General features: G+C 54.0%; 24 protein-coding genes and 1 pseudogene. 4 read left to right on the forward strand and 21 right to left on the reverse strand.

What is annotated here, in order from left to right:
* Nucleotides 1-3: 3 nt before the first annotated feature.
* The gene (locus tag AO353_RS24455) at nucleotides 4-1,602 is read left to right on the forward strand and encodes a phytoene desaturase family protein (protein WP_054597277.1); all 1,599 of its coding nucleotides are present in this window, start codon (nucleotides 4-6) and stop codon (nucleotides 1,600-1,602) included.
* Here AO353_RS24455 and AO353_RS24460 read toward each other — a convergent pair.
* From AO353_RS24460 to AO353_RS24520, 15 genes and pseudogenes are all read right to left on the reverse strand, one after another.
* The gene (locus AO353_RS24460) at nucleotides 1,599-2,714 is read right to left on the reverse strand and encodes an AraC family transcriptional regulator (protein ID WP_054597278.1); all 1,116 of its coding nucleotides are present in this window, start codon (nucleotides 2,712-2,714) and stop codon (nucleotides 1,599-1,601) included. The genes AO353_RS24455 and AO353_RS24460 overlap by 4 nt on opposite strands.
* A 288-nt stretch (nucleotides 2,715-3,002) precedes the next feature.
* The gene (locus AO353_RS24465; protein ID WP_008015715.1) at nucleotides 3,003-3,578 is read right to left on the reverse strand and encodes a peroxidase-related enzyme; all 576 of its coding nucleotides are present in this window, start codon (nucleotides 3,576-3,578) and stop codon (nucleotides 3,003-3,005) included.
* The gene (locus tag AO353_RS24470; RefSeq protein WP_054597279.1) at nucleotides 3,575-4,072 is read right to left on the reverse strand and encodes a CMD domain-containing protein; all 498 of its coding nucleotides are present in this window, start codon (nucleotides 4,070-4,072) and stop codon (nucleotides 3,575-3,577) included. Before AO353_RS24470 ends, AO353_RS24465 begins: the two co-directional genes overlap by 4 nt.
* Nucleotides 4,073-4,153: 81 nt before the next feature.
* On the reverse strand, nucleotides 4,154-5,587 hold the full coding sequence (locus AO353_RS24475) for an NAD-dependent succinate-semialdehyde dehydrogenase (protein ID WP_019579150.1): 1,434 nt from the start codon (nucleotides 5,585-5,587) through the stop codon (nucleotides 4,154-4,156).
* A gap of 390 nt (nucleotides 5,588-5,977) precedes the next feature.
* Nucleotides 5,978-7,336, reverse strand: a complete 1,359-nt coding sequence (gene gorA / locus AO353_RS24480) for a glutathione-disulfide reductase (protein ID WP_054597280.1) — start codon at nucleotides 7,334-7,336, stop codon at nucleotides 5,978-5,980.
* A gap of 295 nt (nucleotides 7,337-7,631) precedes the next feature.
* Nucleotides 7,632-8,264, reverse strand: coding sequence for a response regulator (locus AO353_RS24485; RefSeq protein WP_054597281.1), 633 nt, complete (start codon nucleotides 8,262-8,264; stop codon nucleotides 7,632-7,634).
* Nucleotides 8,265-8,417: 153 nt separating this feature from the next.
* The gene (locus AO353_RS24490; RefSeq protein ID WP_052037635.1) at nucleotides 8,418-9,170 is read right to left on the reverse strand and encodes an alpha/beta hydrolase family protein; all 753 of its coding nucleotides are present in this window, start codon (nucleotides 9,168-9,170) and stop codon (nucleotides 8,418-8,420) included.
* Nucleotides 9,170-9,328 carry a DsbA family protein gene (locus tag AO353_RS30160; protein ID WP_081013878.1) on the reverse strand — a complete coding sequence of 53 codons (159 nt, stop codon included), beginning with the start codon at nucleotides 9,326-9,328 and terminating at the stop codon, nucleotides 9,170-9,172. Before AO353_RS30160 ends, AO353_RS24490 begins: the two co-directional genes overlap by 1 nt.
* Before the next feature lie 71 nt (nucleotides 9,329-9,399).
* The gene (locus AO353_RS24495; protein ID WP_054597282.1) at nucleotides 9,400-10,743 is read right to left on the reverse strand and encodes a 2-hydroxycarboxylate transporter family protein; all 1,344 of its coding nucleotides are present in this window, start codon (nucleotides 10,741-10,743) and stop codon (nucleotides 9,400-9,402) included.
* A 58-nt stretch (nucleotides 10,744-10,801) separates the two neighbouring features.
* Nucleotides 10,802-11,002: pseudogene (locus AO353_RS31710) on the reverse strand (alkene reductase); the annotation flags it as partial.
* Between the two features lie 66 nt (nucleotides 11,003-11,068).
* On the reverse strand, nucleotides 11,069-11,401 hold the full coding sequence (locus tag AO353_RS24500; RefSeq protein WP_008015705.1) for a carboxymuconolactone decarboxylase family protein: 333 nt from the start codon (nucleotides 11,399-11,401) through the stop codon (nucleotides 11,069-11,071).
* Between the two features lie 378 nt (nucleotides 11,402-11,779).
* A complete protein-coding gene (locus tag AO353_RS24505) occupies nucleotides 11,780-12,802 on the reverse strand; it encodes a transketolase family protein (protein WP_028941118.1) in 1,023 nt (340 codons plus the stop codon).
* The gene (locus AO353_RS24510) at nucleotides 12,799-13,647 is read right to left on the reverse strand and encodes a transketolase (protein WP_054597283.1); all 849 of its coding nucleotides are present in this window, start codon (nucleotides 13,645-13,647) and stop codon (nucleotides 12,799-12,801) included. Before AO353_RS24510 ends, AO353_RS24505 begins: the two co-directional genes overlap by 4 nt.
* Nucleotides 13,648-13,664: 17 nt before the next feature.
* On the reverse strand, nucleotides 13,665-14,963 hold the full coding sequence (locus tag AO353_RS24515) for an MFS transporter (protein ID WP_019579142.1): 1,299 nt from the start codon (nucleotides 14,961-14,963) through the stop codon (nucleotides 13,665-13,667).
* Nucleotides 14,964-15,060: 97 nt separating this feature from the next.
* Nucleotides 15,061-15,810 carry an SDR family NAD(P)-dependent oxidoreductase gene (locus tag AO353_RS24520; protein WP_054598325.1) on the reverse strand — a complete coding sequence of 250 codons (750 nt, stop codon included), beginning with the start codon at nucleotides 15,808-15,810 and terminating at the stop codon, nucleotides 15,061-15,063.
* A gap of 198 nt (nucleotides 15,811-16,008) precedes the next feature.
* Here AO353_RS24520 and AO353_RS24525 point away from each other — a divergent pair, with 198 nt between their 5' ends.
* Nucleotides 16,009-16,923, forward strand: coding sequence for a LysR substrate-binding domain-containing protein (locus AO353_RS24525; RefSeq protein ID WP_019579140.1), 915 nt, complete (start codon nucleotides 16,009-16,011; stop codon nucleotides 16,921-16,923).
* 99 nt (nucleotides 16,924-17,022) lie between these two features.
* Complete coding sequence (locus AO353_RS24530; RefSeq protein ID WP_219731351.1) at nucleotides 17,023-17,349, forward strand: DUF1652 domain-containing protein; 327 nt, start codon at nucleotides 17,023-17,025, stop codon at nucleotides 17,347-17,349.
* Nucleotides 17,350-17,358: 9 nt separating this feature from the next.
* Here AO353_RS24530 and AO353_RS24535 read toward each other — a convergent pair whose 3' ends face one another.
* The 6 genes from AO353_RS24535 to AO353_RS24555 form a co-directional block, all read right to left on the reverse strand.
* Nucleotides 17,359-17,568, reverse strand: a complete 210-nt coding sequence (locus AO353_RS24535) for a hypothetical protein (protein WP_054597284.1) — start codon at nucleotides 17,566-17,568, stop codon at nucleotides 17,359-17,361.
* An 84-nt stretch (nucleotides 17,569-17,652) separates the two neighbouring features.
* The gene (locus AO353_RS24540) at nucleotides 17,653-17,970 is read right to left on the reverse strand and encodes a DUF7693 family protein (protein ID WP_054598326.1); all 318 of its coding nucleotides are present in this window, start codon (nucleotides 17,968-17,970) and stop codon (nucleotides 17,653-17,655) included.
* A gap of 101 nt (nucleotides 17,971-18,071) precedes the next feature.
* Entirely contained in the window at nucleotides 18,072-18,431 is a 360-nt protein-coding gene (locus AO353_RS24545; protein WP_054597285.1) for a hypothetical protein, read from the reverse strand.
* Nucleotides 18,432-18,498: 67 nt separating this feature from the next.
* Nucleotides 18,499-18,654 (reverse strand): hypothetical protein, encoded by a 156-nt coding sequence (locus AO353_RS30950; protein WP_237142924.1) that lies wholly within the window; start codon nucleotides 18,652-18,654, stop codon nucleotides 18,499-18,501.
* A 32-nt stretch (nucleotides 18,655-18,686) separates the two neighbouring features.
* Nucleotides 18,687-18,878: an antitoxin Xre/MbcA/ParS toxin-binding domain-containing protein gene (locus AO353_RS24550; protein ID WP_054597286.1), complete on the reverse strand. Its 192-nt coding sequence runs from the start codon at nucleotides 18,876-18,878 to the stop codon at nucleotides 18,687-18,689.
* Between the two features lie 39 nt (nucleotides 18,879-18,917).
* On the reverse strand, nucleotides 18,918-19,436 hold the full coding sequence (locus tag AO353_RS24555; protein WP_054597287.1) for a hypothetical protein: 519 nt from the start codon (nucleotides 19,434-19,436) through the stop codon (nucleotides 18,918-18,920).
* A gap of 120 nt (nucleotides 19,437-19,556) precedes the next feature.
* Here AO353_RS24555 and AO353_RS24560 point away from each other — a divergent pair, with 120 nt between their 5' ends.
* On the forward strand, nucleotides 19,557-19,865 hold the full coding sequence (locus AO353_RS24560; RefSeq protein WP_028941133.1) for a helix-turn-helix domain-containing protein: 309 nt from the start codon (nucleotides 19,557-19,559) through the stop codon (nucleotides 19,863-19,865).
* Nucleotides 19,866-20,011: the final 146 nt, after the last annotated feature.

The raw sequence follows: 20,011 nt of genomic DNA on the forward strand, positions 1-20,011 counted from the left end.
ACGATGAGCGATTACGATCTGAGTTTTAAGCGCGCGTTGGCTCGTGGCGAGCTAGACAGCAGGTTCGACACGATTGTCATAGGTTCTGGCGCAGGCGGCCTAAGCACAGCCGCATTGTTGGCGCTCGAAGGACAGCGCGTTTTGGTGCTCGAACGCCACGCGGTGTTGGGTGGTTGTTTGCAATCCTTCAAACGCCAGGGCTTCGAGTGGGACGTAGGCCTGCACTATATGGGCGAGGTACACCGCAAAACGAGTGGCCTCTATCGCCTTTTCGACAAAGTCTCAGGTGGTCAACTTGAATGGGCGCCCATGCCCGAAAACTACAATCGGATTATCGTAGGTGCCAATAGCTACGATCATATGGCTGGTGCAGAAGCCTACAAGGATCGACTCAAGGACTACTTTCCGAAGGATGCGCGCGCGATCGATCGTTACGTAGAGCTAGTGGGTGAAGCAAGCCGGGCTGCGAAATGCTTCTTCGGAGAGCGGGCGTTGCCACGTTCAGCGTCTGAGGCAGCGTTCACCAAGGCTCAGACTGCATTCATGCCACTTGCACAGCGCACAGTGCAGGATGTTTTGGACGAATTGACTGACAACGCTGACCTTAAGGCAGTCTGGTGTGGGAACTACGGCGACTACTGCAATTCCCCTGCAGAGGCCTCTTTTGCGATCCATGCCATGGTTTTCAGCCATTACATCGATGGTGCGAGCTACCCCGTTGGCGGTTCGCAACGCATCGCCACAGCAATGGCCGACACTGTACGCGCTGCAGGAGGAGCTTGCCTTGTTACGGCTGAGGTTGTGAGCATCGAGATGTGTGATGGTTGCGTGGTAGGTGTAAAAACCGCTGACGGAAGCCAAATTCTCGCGGACAGAGTCGTCAGTGCGATTGGTATTTCTCAGACCGTACCGCTGCTGGCTCATGCAAATCCAGAACTGGCGCAGCCATTGGGCGAGGTGACTAAGAGCATTGGTACAACTCAATGTTTTGCTGTGCTTAACCTTGGAATCGACATCGCAAACGCAGATCTGAACATTCATCCAGCCAATATTTGGGTGCACCCAAGCAACGATCTACCAGCGAATCTCGCTCGGTACAAAGCTGATCCAGAGGGACAGCCCATGCCCCTTCATTTCATTGCCCATCCATCACTGCGGGATCCGAGTTGGGCCGACCGTCACCCTAAGCAGAGCACGATGGACGTCTGCGGCCTGACAGATTGGTCGGTGTTCGAGCGTTTCACTGGCACGAAGTGGAAGCACCGAGGTGCAGAGTACGAGGACATGACAGCAAGCCTTAGAGAAGACCTCTTGGCCGTGGCCTTAAAACATTATCCTCAAATCGGCGGACGTATTGCTCATGCCGAGTTGGCTACACCTCTTACTTTCAATCACTTTCTAAATCGTAGTCACGGCAATTTCATGGGATATGAGCAAACGCCACTTCGTTTTGCACAGCGCTGGATGCGTGCGCATGGCCCCGTTAAAGGTCTGTTTTTCGGTGGACAGGATGTGACCGCTGCCGGAGTCAGTGGCGCGATGGTCAGTGGGCTGGTCGCGGCGAGTGCAGTTCTTGAGCGTGATCTTTTCCGAGAGCTTTAGCCCTCAAGATCGCACCGGGTCGAATCGGCTGCACAAGCCGTATTTTGGTTGTCGGAACTCTCGTTGCTGGTGATTGCAAGGGCCTTTCCTCCTGCAGAGAAGCTGCTTGCTAATTCTTGGCGCAGCGCACTAGGTGCTTTACCGAAATGACCTCGCACAGCATGCGAAAAAGCGCTGGGCTCTGCATAGCCCAGCCGTTCTGCCAGCATCACAAGCGGCAGATTGGGATCAGCCAGGCCTTCCAATGCCTCGCTCATACGTACCGCTTCCAGTAATTGGCGGAAGGATGAACCGCGCTCAGCCAATCGACGCTGAAGAGTACGCCTGCTGAGATCCAGCGAGCGCGCTACGCTGTCGCAATTTGCTTCCGAGAATCCCTGTGCTGCAATGGCTGCTGTCACGTAATCAACGAGCGTGTCGGAGCGACCCTGGGTTTTAAGCATCGTCTCCGCGCGACCGAGTACGATGCGAAGCAATGTTGGATCAGCAGCCTGCCAGGGTGAGTCCAGCAGTTCAGCGCCAAATACAACACGAGCGTGCTCGACTCCGAGAATGATCGGACATTCGAAATAGACTTGATAGCGGTCGGCTAAACACGCGTCAGTACCAGGTAGCTCAATTCTGGTTGGCCTTCGATCAGTCGGCATACAGTTATAGAGAAGGCGCATGTACGCGGCAAACAGCGAATCTATCTGGGCCGGATGCATGGCAACCGGGCTGGGTGTTACGTGGTAAACCAGCTGAACACCATTGTTGGAAACAGGTTCAACTGAAAAACGACCAGAGTTGCTAACTAACTGCTGCAGCCTGACCGTATGAGCGAGCGCGTAGCGCAATGAGCTACTGTGCATCAACACCAGTGCTACGACGTTCATCGATTGCAGTGGCAGTGCTAAGCCAACCTTCAAGCCGAGCAGCGGATCCTGGGAAAGTTGCATCGCGCGCTGCCAAAGCCTCCTCACTTGCACGAGTTGCAGCTGCCGCGTAGGCGCCACGTCGTCCCACTGTTGAGTCCAGGGAGCACCCAAACGGGAAGGCTCGATACCTTGCCGAGTCAGTTCCTCGATGACGCCTACAAGCCAAGTGGCACTGACGGTGAGAGGTCGGGTCATTGTATGTCCGTTAGTTGCCACGCAATGCTTGCTCGGAAAGAGGTGAGACCTTACTTGGCGCTGCATTGCAATTCGGTTGCTCAGGGGCAGCGAAGTATTGCGACAGACTGTGTAGCACGTCTGATAGGGATATTCCAAGGCCTGGCCGGCAGCGTCGATTTCGCTTCGAGATACGAGTAGGGGGGGAAGTCTGAGGATGCGGAATGCTGCTATCGAAAACGGTCATTTTGATGAACGGGCAGTTTGGGGCTGCCCGCTATTTTGATATCACTTCAATGGAGCGTCTGATCAGATTTTTACGGGTTCACCTAAAACATGCATCAGGCGGTTTGCCCAACCAAAGATGGCTGTGGCCAGCACGAGGTCGACAACCCCAAGCGTGTCAAAGCCGAGTTCTTTCAAGGCATCGGCATGCCGTGTATTCAGCATTGGGGGTGACTTGGCCAACTCAACCGCAAAGTCAAACAACGCCTGAGAGCGATCATCCAATTGTGCTTCGGTTTCGTCTGCAAAGATTTTTGCGACCAGCTCTGTACTTTTGGTCAGCTGATTGTATCGGGCGCCGTGTACTGCAGCGCAGTAGACGCATCGATTAACAATTGAAGAACCAATCGCCCCAAGTTCACGCTCAGCTGGGGGCAAGCCGGCGCGGCCATACATAATGGCGTTGAACAAAGGGGATCGCACCGCGAGCGATTCGGGGTCATGGGCGAGAGTGAGCACATACTCCGAGATTTTTTTGCTCGATGGAGTCACTTTCATCGCATCAAGCTGCTCTTGGCTCGCGCTTTCTAACTCAACAGGCTTGATGTACGGCGACCAATGAGGCACCGATACGGTGAAATTATGCACGACCTGGCTCATTTCATTTCTCCTGCAATTTTGAATCCTGCTACGACCCGGAGCTGGTAGTTCACGAAAGCGAGGACTTCAGTGAGCCTTACGATGTCCGGTTCTGAAACCCCAGCGGCCTTTAACGTATCGATATCTTGCTTTGTAGCTTCTCGCGGCTTTTGAGTGACCAGATCCGTGAATCGGATGATCGCCATAAAGCGTTCATCCCCGTAAGCGGACTGCTGAGGATTGGCGGCAACATAAAGGCCCTCTTCGCCACCTGCTGTCTCAAGACAAGCATGGTAGTGATCCGCCAGTTCTTCGGAGTTGCTTAACCGAGCGATTCGTTCAGCAAGGGCTGCACGTTCTGCATGTGACAGCCCACCAGGATCTTTCGGAATGATCACTGCATCATGGCTCGCTTGACTCAGCGCCATAATTTCTGCCCGCTCAGCAATGGCCAACGCGAGGGGAGAGTTTTCGTTTGCGCCGACAAGACGCTCGATAATGTTCGGAGTAAGCATATGAGTTCCAATAGTTAGCGACGCGTTATTTCCTGAATGCAGCAATGCTCGATAGCGAACTGAAAAAACGTTCGCCGAACGCTAAAGAACGCTCGCGAGCGAAACGAACTTTGTGGTCATGAAAGCATCCAGTGCGCCAGGGCCTCCTTCGGTTCCGTATCCGGAATCTTTTACGCCGCCAAACGGGTGCTCGGGTAGTGCAACGCTGTGATGGTTAATTGAGATGGCGCCAGACTCGATTCCGTTAAACAGCTTATTTGCAGAGCTCAGTGATCGGGTATAGGCGTATGCAGAGAGACCATATGGCAGTCTGTTCGCCTCCTTGATGGCTTCATCGATGTCGTCGAAAGAGTTGATCAATGCGATGGGCCCGAAGGGCTCGTCAATCATGGCGCGGGCGGTTACCGGTACATTCGTCAGAACTGTTGGTTCGAAGAAGTAGCCCTTGTGGCCTATTCGATTTCCGCCGGTTTCCAGCTTCGCTCCATGCGATACCGCGTCCGCCACGAGTTCCTCTGTCGCCTTGAGCCGGCCAGCATGCGCCATTGGGCCCATTGTTACGTTGGGATCAAGACCATCACCCACCATGACGGCGCGTGCGCCTTCCACGAAACGGCTAACGAACTCGTCGAAGACTTTCGAGTGAACGAGGAAGCGAGTAGGGGAGACACAAACCTGGCCCGCATTGCGGTATTTAGCGGCGACAGAAATCTTAACGGCGGTGGCGATGTCCGCGTCATCCATTACGATCACAGGCGCGTGGCCACCCAGCTCCATCGTGGATCTTTTCATGTGGAGCCCCGCGAGGCTCGCAAGCTTTTTACCTACTGGCGTAGACCCGGTGAAGGTAACTTTCCGGATAGAGGGATGGGCAATTAAATGCTCAGAAATTTGGCCCGAGTCGCCAAATAGCAGGTTGACGGCTCCAGGAGAAACGCCAGCGTCAGCGAACGCCTTCACTAGCTCTACTGCACACGTAGGTGCCTCTGTTGCGCCCTTCAAAATTATCGAGCAGCCAGCGGCAAGCGCGCCGGCGACTTTTTTTACCGCTTGAATGAGTGGAAAATTCCATGGGGCGAATCCCACTACAGGCCCAATGGGCTCCATCACGGTGAATTGATGAACGCCTAATGCGCGAGACGGAATGACACGCCCATATGCGCGTCTGCCTTCTTCTGCGTGCCAATCGATGGTGTCTGCGGTTGCGGCAACTTCACCCATCGCTTCCCCCAAAGGCTTGCCATGCTCAGTGGTGAGGATAAGGGCAATGTTTTCCGCTCGCTCACGAATCAAACTCGCGGCTTTGTGCATAATCGTTGCGCGCTCGAGTGCAGATACCTGCTTCCAAGTGGCGAAACCTTTTTCCGCTGCGATCGCCGCATCTTCAATATCAGCCAAGCTAGCTTTCGCAATGAGTCCGATCTGCTCTTCAGTTGCCGGATTGATTACGGGGATCGATTCATCGGGATGCGTGTTACGCCACACACCGCCAATAAACAGTGGTATTTGTTCCATGATCACCTCTCAGTTGCTAATTGTTTTGACGTCCCATGACTTGGAAAAAGCTTGTTGTGCCGCTCATCAGTAGCTATCTACGACACATGGGCTTCAATAAAATATAGGGCATTCCATTACGAAAAATTTTCCGTTTTTTGCAGGAATTATTGATAAATTAGAAAATACTTCTATAAATTATGTTTTTGATAAAAAAAATAACCAATCATGGCGCGGTGTATGATTTTGACCCTACTCTATGGAAGGTTATGATAGGAGCACCATGGGGTCTTCTAGTCGTAATCCATCACCCAACAAATAGTAGGGCGCGTTCCTTATAGAAACGTGAAAGCGTGCGTCTCGCAGCTGTCGTTCCGACAGAGCCAGACGCATGTTAAAGCGCAAGAGTGACTAACCCGCGACCGGCGTACGCATAGTGACGAATTCTTCAGCGGACGTCGGATGAACAGCAATTGTTTCGTCAAAATGACGCTTCGTCGCACCAGATTTCAGCGCTATCGCCAAACCTTGCACGATCTCGCCGGCCTCAGGGCCGACCATGTGGCATCCCAAGATTTTGTCTGTTTTGGCGTCTACCACTAGCTTCATCAACGTACGTTCTTGGCATTCGGTCAGCGAGAATTTCATCGGCCGGAAATTGCTTTCAAAGATCACCACTTCGTGTCCGGCCTCCCGCGCCTCTTCCTCGGTCAACCCGACAGTGCCGATGTTCGGCAAGCTGAACACGGCGGTCGGGATCAGCTTGTAGTCCACCGGGCGGTATTGCTCGGGCTTGAATAATCGACGTGCCACAGCCATGCCTTCGGCAAGTGCGACCGGAGTGAGCTGCACCCGACCAATCACATCGCCCAGGGCCAGGATCGACGGTTCAGCGGTTTGATACATTTCATCGACCTCGACAAAACCTTTCCTGTCGAGTGTGACGCCAGTGTTTTCTAATCCCAGGTTGTCGAGCATAGGACGTCGGCCAGTAGCGTAGAAAATGCAGTCAGCCTCAAGTTGACGACCATCCTTGAGGGTAGCCGTTAGGCTTCCGTCAGCTTGTTTATCGATTCGTTCGATATCGGAGTTGAATTGCAGATTCATGCCACGTTTAGTCAGCTCCTCCTGAAGGTGTTTACGTACCGAACCATCGAAGCCTCGTAGGAAGAGATCACCTCGGTACAGCAGCGTGGTTTCGCTGCCCAAACCGTGGAAGATGCCCGCAAACTCCACAGCAATGTAACCACCACCGACCACGAGAACGCGTTTGGGTAGCTTGTTGAGGAAAAACGCCTGGTTGGAACTGATCGCGTGCTCGTGCCCGGGGATCTCCGGGATCTGCGGCCAGCCACCGGTAGCAATCAGGATATTTTTGGCGGTGTAGCGCTCGCCATTGATCTCGACCGTGTGCGGGTCGACGATCTTGGCGTGGCCCTCATGCAAGGTGACACCGCTGTTGACCAGTAGATCGCGATAGATGCCGTTCAGTCGATTGATCTCGCGATCCTTATTGGCAATCAGCGTCGCCCAGTCAAACTTCGCCTCGCCCGGCGTCCAGCCAAAACCTTGCGACTGTCCGAAGTCTTCGGCGAAGTGCGCGCCGTAGACCAGCAACTTTTTCGGCACGCAGCCAACGTTCACACATGTACCGCCCAGATAGCGGCTTTCGGCCACAGCCACTTTCGCGCCAAAACCGGCGGAGAAACGCGCAGCCCGCACGCCTCCAGAACCGGCACCTATCACGTAAAGGTCAAAATCGTAGGGCATTTTCAATCTCCTCGGCAGGCACCCAGCATAAGAGCGGTTGGTTAATAGCGTGCCGGACTGTCGTAGGAAGTCTGCAACTCATCGAGCACAGGCTCTATAGTTTTGCTTAGTAATTTCTAGAGGGTGATCATAATCTACCATTCGATTGGTAGGTGTGCAATGGCGCGCTGACTATGACGCCCACATCTTGTGGGCACGTTAGGAAACTTCTGTCGCGGATGGGCGATACAGTTCCGATGGGGGCACTGTTATAAACATGAAATGAATGACACGCCACGACCACTGGCTAAATTCCCTATCTCGGAATTATTCCATGGTCTATTGCATACTTTACCAACGCAGCAGGTTTGTCGATATTGAGTTTGCGTCGAATGCTAAAGCGATGGGTTTCTACAGTCCTGACGCTGATGTTCAGCTCTCGTGCCATTTCCTTGTTGTTAAGTCCTTGAGTCATTTTATATAAAACTTGGCTTTCCCGGGGCGTTAGCTCGTTGATAATACCATCATCAAGAAGCAGCTTTTGTGCGATTTCAGCACTGTAGAAGGTACCTCCGTTTTTAATTGCTTCAATCGCAGCGACAATCTCTCTTGAGGGGGCGTTTTTCAATACATAGCCACTCGCACCGTAGCGTAGGGATTCACTTACATACTCTTTACTATCATACATGCTGAGCACGAGCACCTTCAGGGTGGGGAACCTGTCACGTATTTTTCGCGTCAGCTCAAGACCGTTTATGTCGGGAAGGTTGATGTCGACCAATAGAAGATCAGGATTGCAGTGCTCAACCATCACCATAGCATCCGCACCATTTTCAGCCTCACCAACCACGGTCACAGTCGGAATGACGGATAGTAGAGCTCTGATCCCATCGCGCACTAAGGTGTGATCATCGACCAAGGCCAGCCGGATTTGTGTTGGTAAGTTCATTAAGTGTGCCAACTGTTATCGATGTCGGAAAGTCAGATTTTCTTACAGGGAATACTTATCACGATATCCAGCTCGCTCCGGCCAAGTGCTGATGCCATATGAAAATGACCCCCAAAGTGCTATGGCATTTTCGCCGGGAAGCAATGCCTAGGGTTACAGATACCTAGAGCTCCAGGCAGTAATGCATGACGCAACATAATCCGCATCCTGACTATTAGTAAGCAAGTGGTCAGCCGAGTCGAGTGAAATGAAGCTCTTGGGGTGTTTAGCTGTTAGGTAAATTTTCTGGGCTTGCTCTATTGATACAACGCTGTCTGCTGGGGAATGAAAAATAAGCAATGCGCGTCGTAGGTTAGCGATATTTGTATCCTGCTGTTGGGTTTCAATATCGTCGAGAAACTGCCTTTTTATAGTAAACTCTCTTCCTGCCAGCATTACTTTATATTCACCAATGTCTCTGATCGCTTCTACGTGACCTTTGAACTGCTTCAGAACATGGGTCGCGTCAGCGGGGGCACCTATTGTCACCACGCCTTTTGCCTCTGGGATGTACTTCGCCGCTGCTATGACTGCGGCTCCGCCCAAACTATGGCCAATCAAGATGGATGGAGCCTGGTATGTATCACGCAAAAACTCCGCCGCCGCTACCAAGTCGGCAACGTTGGAGGAAAAATTGCTGTTGGAGAAGTCTCCTTCACTGCTGCCTAGACCTGTGAAATCAAATCGCAGTACAGCGATATTATTGTCGACTAGCGCCTTAGCAATTCTCGCGGCAGCTTTAATATCCTTCCCACAGGTGAAGCAATGGGCGAACAATGCATAGGCTTTGGGCGCCTCCGGCGTCTCAAGCAGACCTGACAGGCTTATACCCTGGGCGTTTCGGAACGTTATCTTTTGTTTGCTCATCATGAATTTTCCTTGAACGGCTCTGATACCTGGCCTGGTGCGAGCCTGTAGGCCCGCAGCTTTATCTCTACCAGATGTTTGTGCTCAAACTGCTCAAGGGCTGCTTTAAAGCGCCGTTTAGCAATCCAGCACCAAGGGCAGACGAAATCTGACCTCAGATGGTGTTCACTAGAAAGTGAAAACCATTGGGTTTATTGAGGGGTTGATGATGAGTGTCCTGCACTCGGCATCAAGCAAAAATACGCAAAAGAATACTAGCAATGATCACCGTCGAAGCGCCGCCGAGGCGGGTGGAGATCTGAGCGAATGGCATGAGCGACATACGATTGGAGGCTGAGAGGATCGCAACATCCCCGGTACCGCCAAGGCCGCTGTGGCAGCAGGTCACGATGGCTGATTCGATGGGGTACATTTTCATCAGGTTGCCAATGAAAAAACCTGCGATGGCCATTGAGGCAACGACGGATACGCAGACTAGGACATAACTGATAGAAAAGACTTTTACGACGCTATCGAGAGGGACATACAACATGCCCAAGCCGATCATTACCGGCCAAATGAAGGCGGAAGAAATCAGCTTGTAGAAAGCGTTTGTGCCTTTCTCCAGTTTTTCCGGCAGAACGCGAATGTACTTAAAAAGTACAGCGGCCAAGATCATCAGGACAGGGCCAGGAACCCCCAAGATTTTTTCAAGCAGGCCGCCAAGGACGAAGAATGCACAGATGACCAGAATGCCTGCACCTATCACTCTGAAATCGATAGTCGAGCCGTTATCTTCCCTGGCTTGGAATTTATCATTCTCGTCTTTGGCACGGATCAATGAACCCTCGCCATTGAGATGCGGGCGTTTTAGCGCCAGCCGGGCCAAGTAGCCGGCACAGATAATCGCCGCGATGTTGCCGACTACAGCGGCAGGCACCAATTTAGCAACGTAGATATCCGGCGTACCGCCGAGAATAGCTGAGTAAGCAAGCGATAAAGGCAGGATTCCCTCACCAATGCCCCCGCCAATAATGGGAACAATGATAAAGAAGAAGGTGTGGTAGAAACTATAGCCGACGAGTTTTCCCACAATGAGTCCGCTTGCCACGGCAGCCAGGGTTCCGACGAGAAGAGGTATGAACATCCTCATCATGCCCTGAATCAAAATAAATCGGCTCATCCCGAGAATACTGCCGACTACCAGGCTGGCAATCACGAAGTACAAAAAGTTGGCTTCTTTCATCAGCATTTTTGTAGCGTCAATCGTGGCCGGCCCGAAGAAGCCGTAGAACACCAGAATCGATGGCAGCATCAAGCACAGAATGGCTCCTCCTCCGATTTCCTTCAGAATCGGAAGACGCGAACCCAGTTGGCCGAAGAACATGCCCATCGTCATGATGACGGCAAGGCCACCGATCATGTTATTAGGCAAAAAACCCAAGTGTGCCGAGAGATATACGATTACGGCGATGCCGAGAAAAATCGGGAGTGGGATTACCCCTATTTCGTAACCGCACAGGCTACGCAGTTGACGCAACCTGCCATCACGGGGAGCATCGATTTTCAGGGACTGCTCATAAGACTTGTTCATGTCGCTATTCCTCATACAGCATCACTGACTTGGCGCCAGCCTCAACCTATTCCGCAGTGTAAGTACCCGGGGTATACAAATAGCCACGGGCCTCCAGTCCTTCTGTGATCAGACTGGCAGACGCTTGCTACGCGAAGTAGAGAGCGATAAGTTCATTTGAATTTTTTTCCAGTGTTCGAGTGCGAGTCATGTGGGCTAAAACGACACGGTTTTCTAATAGCGTTCCGCACAGACCGTAGGGCGTGAAAAGCTCATTCATGAAAAGTCTCGCAGTTGGCTGGGCGGATGGCAGCAGTTAGTTCTGATATTTCCGCAATGCCCTGTATTAAGGTTTGTCGAATGCATCCAAAACGTGAGTGCTGTAAACCAATGCAGCACCGGCGTTCATGTTGATTGCTACACCCAATGCTTCAGCAACCTCTTCAGTAGTTACACCAAGCTTTTTGGCCTCAGCAGCGTGGAAAGCGATGCAGCCATCACAGCGGGTGGTCACCGCTACGGCGAGCGAAATCAGTTCACGAGTTTTAGCATCGAGGTGGTTTGTTTTTGCGCCGGCGCTCCCTAGAGAAGCCATACCTTTCATGGTCTCTGGGGACAGGCCATTCAGCTGTACTAGGCGGGCGCTGATGTCTTTTCGAGTTTGCTTCCAATCTTGCATGGGGACTCACCTGGGCGGGGCGCCCTGTAGGTTTACGGGAGGAAATGTGAATCCGATAGAATCTACCATCTAGTTGGTAGGCTTGCAAGGGGGGCGCGACAGCCGACTTGATCGTATGTGTAGTGAGGGCGTTGCGAAGGGGGAGGGAATGGGCGTGACAATTCAGTAGCGGTAGGAGAATTTGGTGTGGCTTTGCCCAATGTCCTCGAGGTTCGCCTCTCTTAAATCCGCCTGGTCAAGCTTATGAGCATCTCACCAAAGATGCATTGGAGATGTTAGTAATCAAGACCGCTTAACAAGTCAGGGCGTCGAGAGACGCCCTTGTTCATCGCTCTTGACAGCTAAGCCGATGCTTAGGCTCTTCTCTTTAGGCCCAGATCAAAGCCATGCTTTGATCTGGGCGCAGACTGCCTGAGTCGAAATTCCGTAACGATCATGCAGCGTAGGTAAGGCGCCAGCATCCAGGAAAGCATCGGGCAACGCGATTTGCCTGAAGGTTGGTGTTACGCCGTTACGTAGCAAGACCGTTGCAACGGCTTCACCCAATCCACCGATAATCGAGTGGTTTTCTGCGGTAACGACCAAGCGACCGGACTTCCTCGCTTCAGCGAGAATGGTTTGCTCATCCAGTGGTTTGATCGTCGGTACGTGCAGTACAGCGACATCAACTCCGTCCGCTTGTAGCTCTTTGGCCGCTTCCAGTGCGCGCATCGTCATCAAGCCGGTGGAGATGATCAACACATCGTTACCGGTGCGCAGGGTTTTGGCCTTGCCGATCTCGAATTTGTAGCCGTACTCATCCAGCACCAGCGGCACATTCCCGCGCAACAGCCGCATGTAGACCGGCCCTTGATGCGCCGCGATAGCAGGCACCGCCTGTTCGATTTCCAGTGCATCACACGGATCGACAATCATCAGGTTGGGCATGGCACGGAAGATCGCCAGGTCATCCGTGGCCTGGTGGCTTGGGCCGTAGCCAGTGGTCAGGCCGGGCAGGCCGCAGACGATTTTGACGTTGAGGTTTTCCTCGGCAATCGCCATGCAAATGAAGTCATAGGCACGGCGCGAGGCGAACACGGCGTAGGTTGTGGCGAACGGCACGAAACCTTCACGTGCCATCCCTGCTGCAGCACTCATGAGCAACTGTTCGGCCATGCCCATCTGATAGAAACGATCCGGGTGGGCCTTGGCGAAAATGTGCAGATCGGTGTACTTGGACAAGTCGGCGGACATGCCCACGATGTCTGAGCGCTGATCCGCCAGCGCGGCTAATGCATGGCCAAAAGGTGCTGAGCGGGTGGCTTGGCCTTCAGAGGCAATCGACGCGATCATTGCCGAGGTGGTCAGGCGCTTTTTGGCTGGCTCGCCAGTCGAAGTCGGACTGTGGATGGCGTTGCTCATTGCTTTTTTCCTTCTTCAAGATTGCTCAGTGCCAGATCCCATTCGTGCTCTTCCACGCGGATGAAGTGCGTCTTCTCCCGGGTTTCCAGGAAGGGCACACCTTTACCCATTTTGGTATCGCAGATGATGACTCGCGGTTGCGTGCCAGGATGGTTGCGTGCGGCATCGAACGCGGCGACCAGTGTTTCCAGATCATTGCCATCGACCCGTTGGGTGAACCAGCCAAAGGCCTGCCAGCGATCGACGATCGGTTCAAAGGAGAGGATTTCACTGGAGTAGCCATCGGCTTGCTGGTTGTTGACGTCGACTATGGCGATCAGGTTGTCGAGCTTCCAATGCGAGGCCGACATCACGGCTTCCCATGTCGAGCCTTCATTCAGTTCGCCGTCCGACAGCAGGTTGTAGACGAAGGCTGTCGAGCCTTTGCGCTTGAGGCCCAGACAGGCACCGACGGCGATACCCAGGCCCTGGCCGAGCGATCCGCCGGTGATCTCCATGCCCGGGGTGTAGGCGGCCATGCCCGACATCGGCAGGCGGCTGTCGTCTGCGCCGTAGGTTTCCAGTTCGTCCAGCGGGATGATCTCGGCTTCGATCAGGGCCGCATACAGGGCAATGGCGTAGTGCCCGATCGACAGGTAGAAGCGATCGCGGGCTTCCCACTCCGGGTCTTCGGGCCGGTAACTCAGGGCGTGGAAGTAGGACACGGCCAGCAGGTCGGCAGCGCCGAGGGCCTGGCCAACATAGCCTTGCCCCTGAACCTGACCCATGCGCAAGGCATGGCGGCGAATGTTATGGGTGCGTTGCGCCAGCGTCGTGGATGACGTGAATGCAGGATGAGCAGTCATGGTGAAACTCCAATGAATCAACGATTGACCGAGGCGGCGGGGATGCGCAGCACCAACGTCGCGCCGAACAGCAGTACGCCGGTGATCAGGTACATGCCGATGGCGCTGGAGCCGGTCTGAGTGGTGACCCAGCCGATCAGATAGGGCGAGCAGAAGCCGGCGAGGTTGGCGAAGCTGTTGACCGCGGCGATGCCTGCGGCGGCGGACACACCACCGAGCAGCGTGGTGGGCAGCATCCAGAACATCGACGTCGCGGACAGGATTCCGGAAGCGGCCAGGCACAGACTGAGAATCGAGAGCAGTACATTTCCACCCATCAGTGCGGCCAGGCTCAACCCGATGGCACCGGCGATCATCGGTACGATGAGGTGCCAGCGACGTTCACGATGTTTGTCACCACTGCGCCCGGCATACAGCATGGCCGCAATTGCGCAGAGGTAGGGCAGGCTGCTCAGAAAGCCGATGTGCAATGGATTGGAAACCCCCGCATTACGCACCAGGGTCGGCAGCCAGAAGGTGATGGCGTACTGGCCCATGACCACGCAGAAGTAAATCCCGGCCAGCAACCACAGGCGACGGTCGCGGATGAACTCACCCACCGAGGCATGGGTGACTTTCTGCTGGTCGTCCTCGGCCAGTTCGCGGCTGATCAGTGCTTTCTCGTCATCATCCAGCCAGCTGGCCTGATGCACGCCGTCCTTGAGGTAGCTCAGTACCAGCAGGCCAATAAGGACGGTCGGCACGGCTTCCAGGACAAACATCCACTGCCAGCCGGCCCAGCCATGCATCCCGGCGAAGTGGTTCATGATCCAGCCTGAGAGCGGGCCACCGACCATCCCTGACAGCGGAATGGCGATAAACCACAGCACGGTCATGCGCGCACGTCGGTAGGAGGGAAACCAGTAGGTCAGATAGAGCAACAAGCCCGGCGCCAGGCCGGCTTCGGCGATGCCCAGCAGGAAGCGCAGGGCATAGAATTGCCAGGCGGTTTCAACGAAGGCGAACAACGCAGAAACGATGCCCCAGGTGATCATGATGCGCGCGATCCAGACCCGCGCACCGACCTTGTGCAGGATGATGTTGCTGGGGACTTCGCAGAGGAAGTAGCCAATGAAGAACATGCCCGCACCCAGTCCGTAGACCGTTTCGCTGAGCGCCAGATCGTTCATCATTTGCAGTTTGGCAAAGCCGACGTTGACGCGATCGAGGTAGGCGCATAGGTAGCACAGCATCAGAAAAGGCATCAGGCGCCATGCGGTTTTCCGGTAGGCGTTAGAGCGCACGGTCGAAACCGCTTCGAGCGACAGGGTTGTCATGATGGTCTGATCTCTTGTTTTTATTGACCGCCAGGCCAAAGGCCCGGCTGCATCGTCGATCCAGATCCGCACGGGCCGCGAGGCCCGCCAGGTGTAATCAGTGAATCAGCATGCCGCCGTTCACATCCAGCGTGATGCCAGTCAAATATGAGGAGAGATCGCTGGCCAGAAACAATGCGGCATTCGCCACATCCTGGGCTTCACCCAGACGCCCTAGTGGGATGCCATCGATGATCGCGTGGCGGCGTTCGTCCTGCATCAGGCCACCGGTAATGTCGGTGTGAATCAGACCGGGGGCGATGGAGTTGACGCGTACCTTGTCCGGCCCCAGTTCCCGTGCCATTGCTTTCGCCAGCCCCAGCACACCTGCTTTTGCGGCACTGTAATGAGGGCCACCGAAAATGCCGCCACCACGCTGAGCCGAAACGGAAGACATGCACACAATGCTGCCTGAAGACTGTTGACGCATGGTCGGAATCACCGCCTGCGACATCAGCAAGGTGCCGCGCAGGCTGACGTCCAGTACCTTGTCGTAATCGGAAGGGCGAATGTCCAATGTCTTGAGGGGCTGGGTAATGCCGGCATTGTTGATGAGGATGTCGATACGACCAAAGTGCTCGATGATTTTGGCTACGGCCTGCCGAACCTGCAATTCGTCTGCGACGTTGGCCCCAATCCCCAAATGACCTTCGCCCAGGGAAGCAGCGGCATCCCGTGCGGCGGATTCATCCAGATCGAGGATCACGACACGCGCGCCTTGTTGCGCGAAGGTAGTCGCCGTTGCGCGGCCAATTCCACGTGCGGAGGCGGCACCTGTGATGATCGCGACTTTGCCTTGAAGAAGCATGGGAGGGTACCTCTGATTGTTGTTATTGGGTCGACCCGCAATGAATCGATGGCCCAGCTTGTTCTCCAGGGTGACCTTGAGCAATAACGCGAATTTCACTGGTTGCTGAAAAAAATTCAGCACTCGCCAACCCAGTGAGCGAATGCTTGAATAGCTGGATGCCCGGCTTATGTCACTTGCAGCGGAATAACAATAATCATGCGTTCACCCGGCGATGCACCTCCGATACTGCCACCCCTGAAAGCCATTCAGGCCTTTGAACAGACGGCGCGCTTCGGCAATGTCGCTCGCGCAGCTGAATTACTCGACCTGACACCCTCGGCGGTTAGTCACCAGCTGGCCAAACTAGAGGCAATGATCGGCAGACAGCTGTTTTTCAGAACGGCCAGAGGCGTCACATTGACGCCGGTTGGTGAGCAATATCTCACCGAGGTTTCCGGCATCCTGCATAGCCTCGCCGTAGCCACAGAGCGCGCTACCAGTGATGTCAGCCTGGATTGCCTGCGGTTGCACTCGTCGCCCAGTTTCGGTTTGCTGTGGCTAATGCCGCGCTTGGAGCAGTTTCGCCAGAGCCATCCCGATATCCAGCTCAACCTCTCGTGCTCCTATGAATCACTGCACTTCAGTCGAGACAAGATTGATGTGGATATCCGCCATGGCATGCCCAATTGGCCTAGCTATGAAGTGCGCACGATACGCAATGAAAAGATGGCGGTGATGGCTTCCCCGAAACTGTTGGCCAAGCGCCCCATCCGGGTAGTTGCGGATTTGCTGGACTGTAATCTGATTCTGTCGGAGGCCACGTTAATAAAGTGGCCGCAGTTGTTCGCACAACATGGTCTGTCGCGTCCCGAACAACCTTACACGCTAAGCTTCGACCGCTCGTATATGACGCTGGAAGCTGCCAGTCACGGCCTTGGCTTTGCGTTAGAAAGCACGCTGCTGGCCCGGGACTATCTTGCGAGAGGCGCATTGGTTGAGGTGGCGCCGGAGCTGAGCGCTTCTATCACTGCACACCATCTAGTTTTCCCTAGGGCTCATTCAAATTTCCCTCGGGTCAGGCGCTTTTTGGAGTGGATGCAGAAAGAGCTGGGGCATGACTTTGCCTATTGATGCCTGTGCCCAACATGAAGACATGCGACAACTGGTCATATTTTGCGCTGTCACACTGCTTGACGACCATTCTTTGGGAGAAAAAACTAAAGAGAAATAATGCTAAGGCCGACCATCATTCTTTCCATTCTGGAGCTCCGCCACACCATTGAATGTGGCTTCCTGCCGCTGTCTTGTAGCTGCACCGTGAACCCCGACGGATCTCTGATGATCAAGGTATTCGAGCCATCCTCTGGTCAAGTGGAATTGCTGGTCACTGGTATCTCGACGGCGAATCTCACATCGAGCCGAGCCATTGCCAATCTAATTAGCGAGCTTCGCTCAGAGATGGCCACGACGAGGGTTTCTTTTGCTCAGCAGGCTCGGAGCACAATCAGCAAGCGCACGTTTTCAGTGACCCAAGGTCAGCAAGATCTTTCGGCGTAGGGGGGTGAATTATTCCGGTGCCATCAACACAGCGAGCGTCATGTTGATGAACTCTTCATTGGTTCTGATCGCGTCCAGGGCACCGCGCACATTGCCTCCAACCTCACCCGATCCACGCTGCTCGACCCAGAGTGTCAGTTCCATAATGGCAGCCTCAAGGGCTTGCTGGTTTTCGTTGATCTTGAATAGTAGGGAAGGGAGCAGGTCTGAGTTTTGCATTGCGATTCCTCCATGGAAAAAGGAAAGCGTAGCAGTAGGTGAATTTAGTAGGATCTTGTCGCTGATATTGATGGTCGCACAGAGTCAGAGCGCGTTCAGTAGACGCTCAAGCTGCTCACGCTCCCAACCACTCAAAAGCTCGACATAGCGTTGCCAGTCTTCAAGAGACCCGATGCGACCGTCAGGAGACCTGCAATCCTCGCAGTAATCCAAGGTGCCGCCGTCATTGAAAAGCGTGAGACGCCAGCCATCGATCTCAACAGTCATGAGGTCGTTGTAGAGTTCGCACAATGACTGGCTGCTGGTTCTTCTCATGATGCGTGTGCCTAGCGCGACGTCCTTCAGTACCTGGTAGACCTCGCGGGCGGTGAGAGGGGCCTTTGTGTTCAAAATTTCCCTCATCTTGATTACCGATACTCGTCTTGAGGTGTCCAAAATCATTAGGCCAGTTCAATGAACTTCGCCGAAGCGCACTTCAGCTCGCAAGGAGCTACGGGATGAAATCACAACCCAATATCGAGTTGCATACGCCATTCAAGCACGTCCTCTGGCAGTACTTCCGGCGGCAAAGTTTGGACGATGCCTCGCAGCAGATGACCGGAGTGACAGTGAAGTATCGCGACTTTACTCGGGTCATCCCCGGAAAACGCTAGCTCTGCTCCTGCCCGGCGCTGGCCCTTGCGCAGGGCTTCTAATGCCTCTTGGTCGAGCCATTCGAGGCGTAGAAATCCATACACGTTCACCGCGCGAGTCCTTACATGACTCTTTAGCAGTTCAGCCACCAACTGCTCCAAGCCTTGCGCGCCGAGCGTGGCCACAGCCAATTGCCAAAGCTGCCCTTCGAGAGAGGTCGTGATCTTCATACACACGCCAGGATGATGATGTGCTTGAGCTCCTGTTTCGACCTAAATCTGTCGCTCTGGTTTTGGGTCAGCTGGCGTGCTGGCGTCTTCCAGATGCGACACCAAAGCTTCTTTCAATTCCAGCAACGCTTCTCGCGCGCCGGTCGCCCGAGCTCGGCTTGAATTCTTCGACGTGCCGGAGAAGGGCTTCCGCATTGTTTGTGTTGAGATCAAAAACAATCATGTTGAGTCCTGGGCTTGGAGGAGGGGGACGCATCAGCAGGCAAACCCGTGACTGAGTCTTTCTAGTTCAGCCTTTACCAGTTTGTATCCCGCTTCACTGTGAGCTGCTTGTAACCGTGAGTATTCATCAGTCCCTACGATGGGCTGATTCAGCCAGACATCTGCTTTCGATTTGTTGCCAAAGACCTGCTCGGCTTGGTGTTGGATCAGCTCGACGTAATTCATTTTCTGACTCTCGGGAGACTTGCCGGCGTCCGCTCGGTTTTAGCTAGCGGTCGAGGTCGATGCCGGAGCCTTTGCGCAATATTCGCGAAACGCGTTGATGCCTCGCTTGATCATCAGCATTGGCTTAATCATGTAGCGGTAGCTGACGAACAAATTGAGCGCGATCCAGCTCAACTGGTAGGACGAGCCATGAAAGCTCCGATGGTTGGCGCTGTTCTCCCAAAAGCCGTAGGCAACAAAAATCGTAAAGATGGCGACCGCCAGAGGCAGGATGCTGAGCCTTCCCAGGGAGACGGCAATGAAGGGAATGTCGACAACTGAACGGACAGGTTCATCGTCGAGCTGAATGGCCCAGATCCGATTGACGTTGTCTTTGCCTGGCTGATACGTCGCTCGAATCCGGTTACCCGCCTTAACGTGCGCATCGAGAACGTCCGGGATCTCGAGCCTTTCGTGCTTCTTGCCGTCAATTTTCCAGTAGTGGTAGCTGACCACGTCGCCGCCAAACCCTCGCGATTTCTCGTCGAGCCGGCCGTCTACGATTTGCATTTCCTTCATTTTGATCCCTGTCTCGCGTTTGAAGTGATGGCAAAAGGATATTTCTGCCAAATACTAAGTAATACTTAGTATGTCGTCAAAGCGAATCTAAGAATCTCTTAGCCTTTCGGCGATGAGAAAATGGGTACGTTTGGCAAGCGCTTGAAAGAGGCACGCAAGATAAGAGGTTTTTCACAGGAACGTTTGGGGATTGAGGCGGGCATTGAGCCGGCCACAGCTTCTGCGAGGATGTCTCAGTACGAAAAGGGCGTTCACCAGCCTGGTGAAAGCATCGTGAAGCAGATTGCTGCTGTCCTGAATTTACCGGTGCCGTATTTTTACTGCGAGGATGACGAGACGGCGCATCTGCTGCAGTGTTTTCATTTATTGAAAGGGAAGGAGCGCAAGGATGTGGTTGATCTGGTGGAGCGACTGGCACTGGGTGGCTGATGTACGCGCTGCGAAATGCTTTGAAAGTGCTTTTCTTGATCGAATGGTTTAACTCAAAGGAGGCTCATTGAGTGCGCATTTCAATGCCATACAGGACAAGTTAAGGAAAGGCGTTGAACGTATTTAGCGTAAGCGGACTGCTGTGC

The sequence above is a fragment of the Pseudomonas fluorescens genome (assembly GCF_001307155.1).
GTDB classification, from domain to species: domain Bacteria; phylum Pseudomonadota; class Gammaproteobacteria; order Pseudomonadales; family Pseudomonadaceae; genus Aquipseudomonas; species Aquipseudomonas helvetica.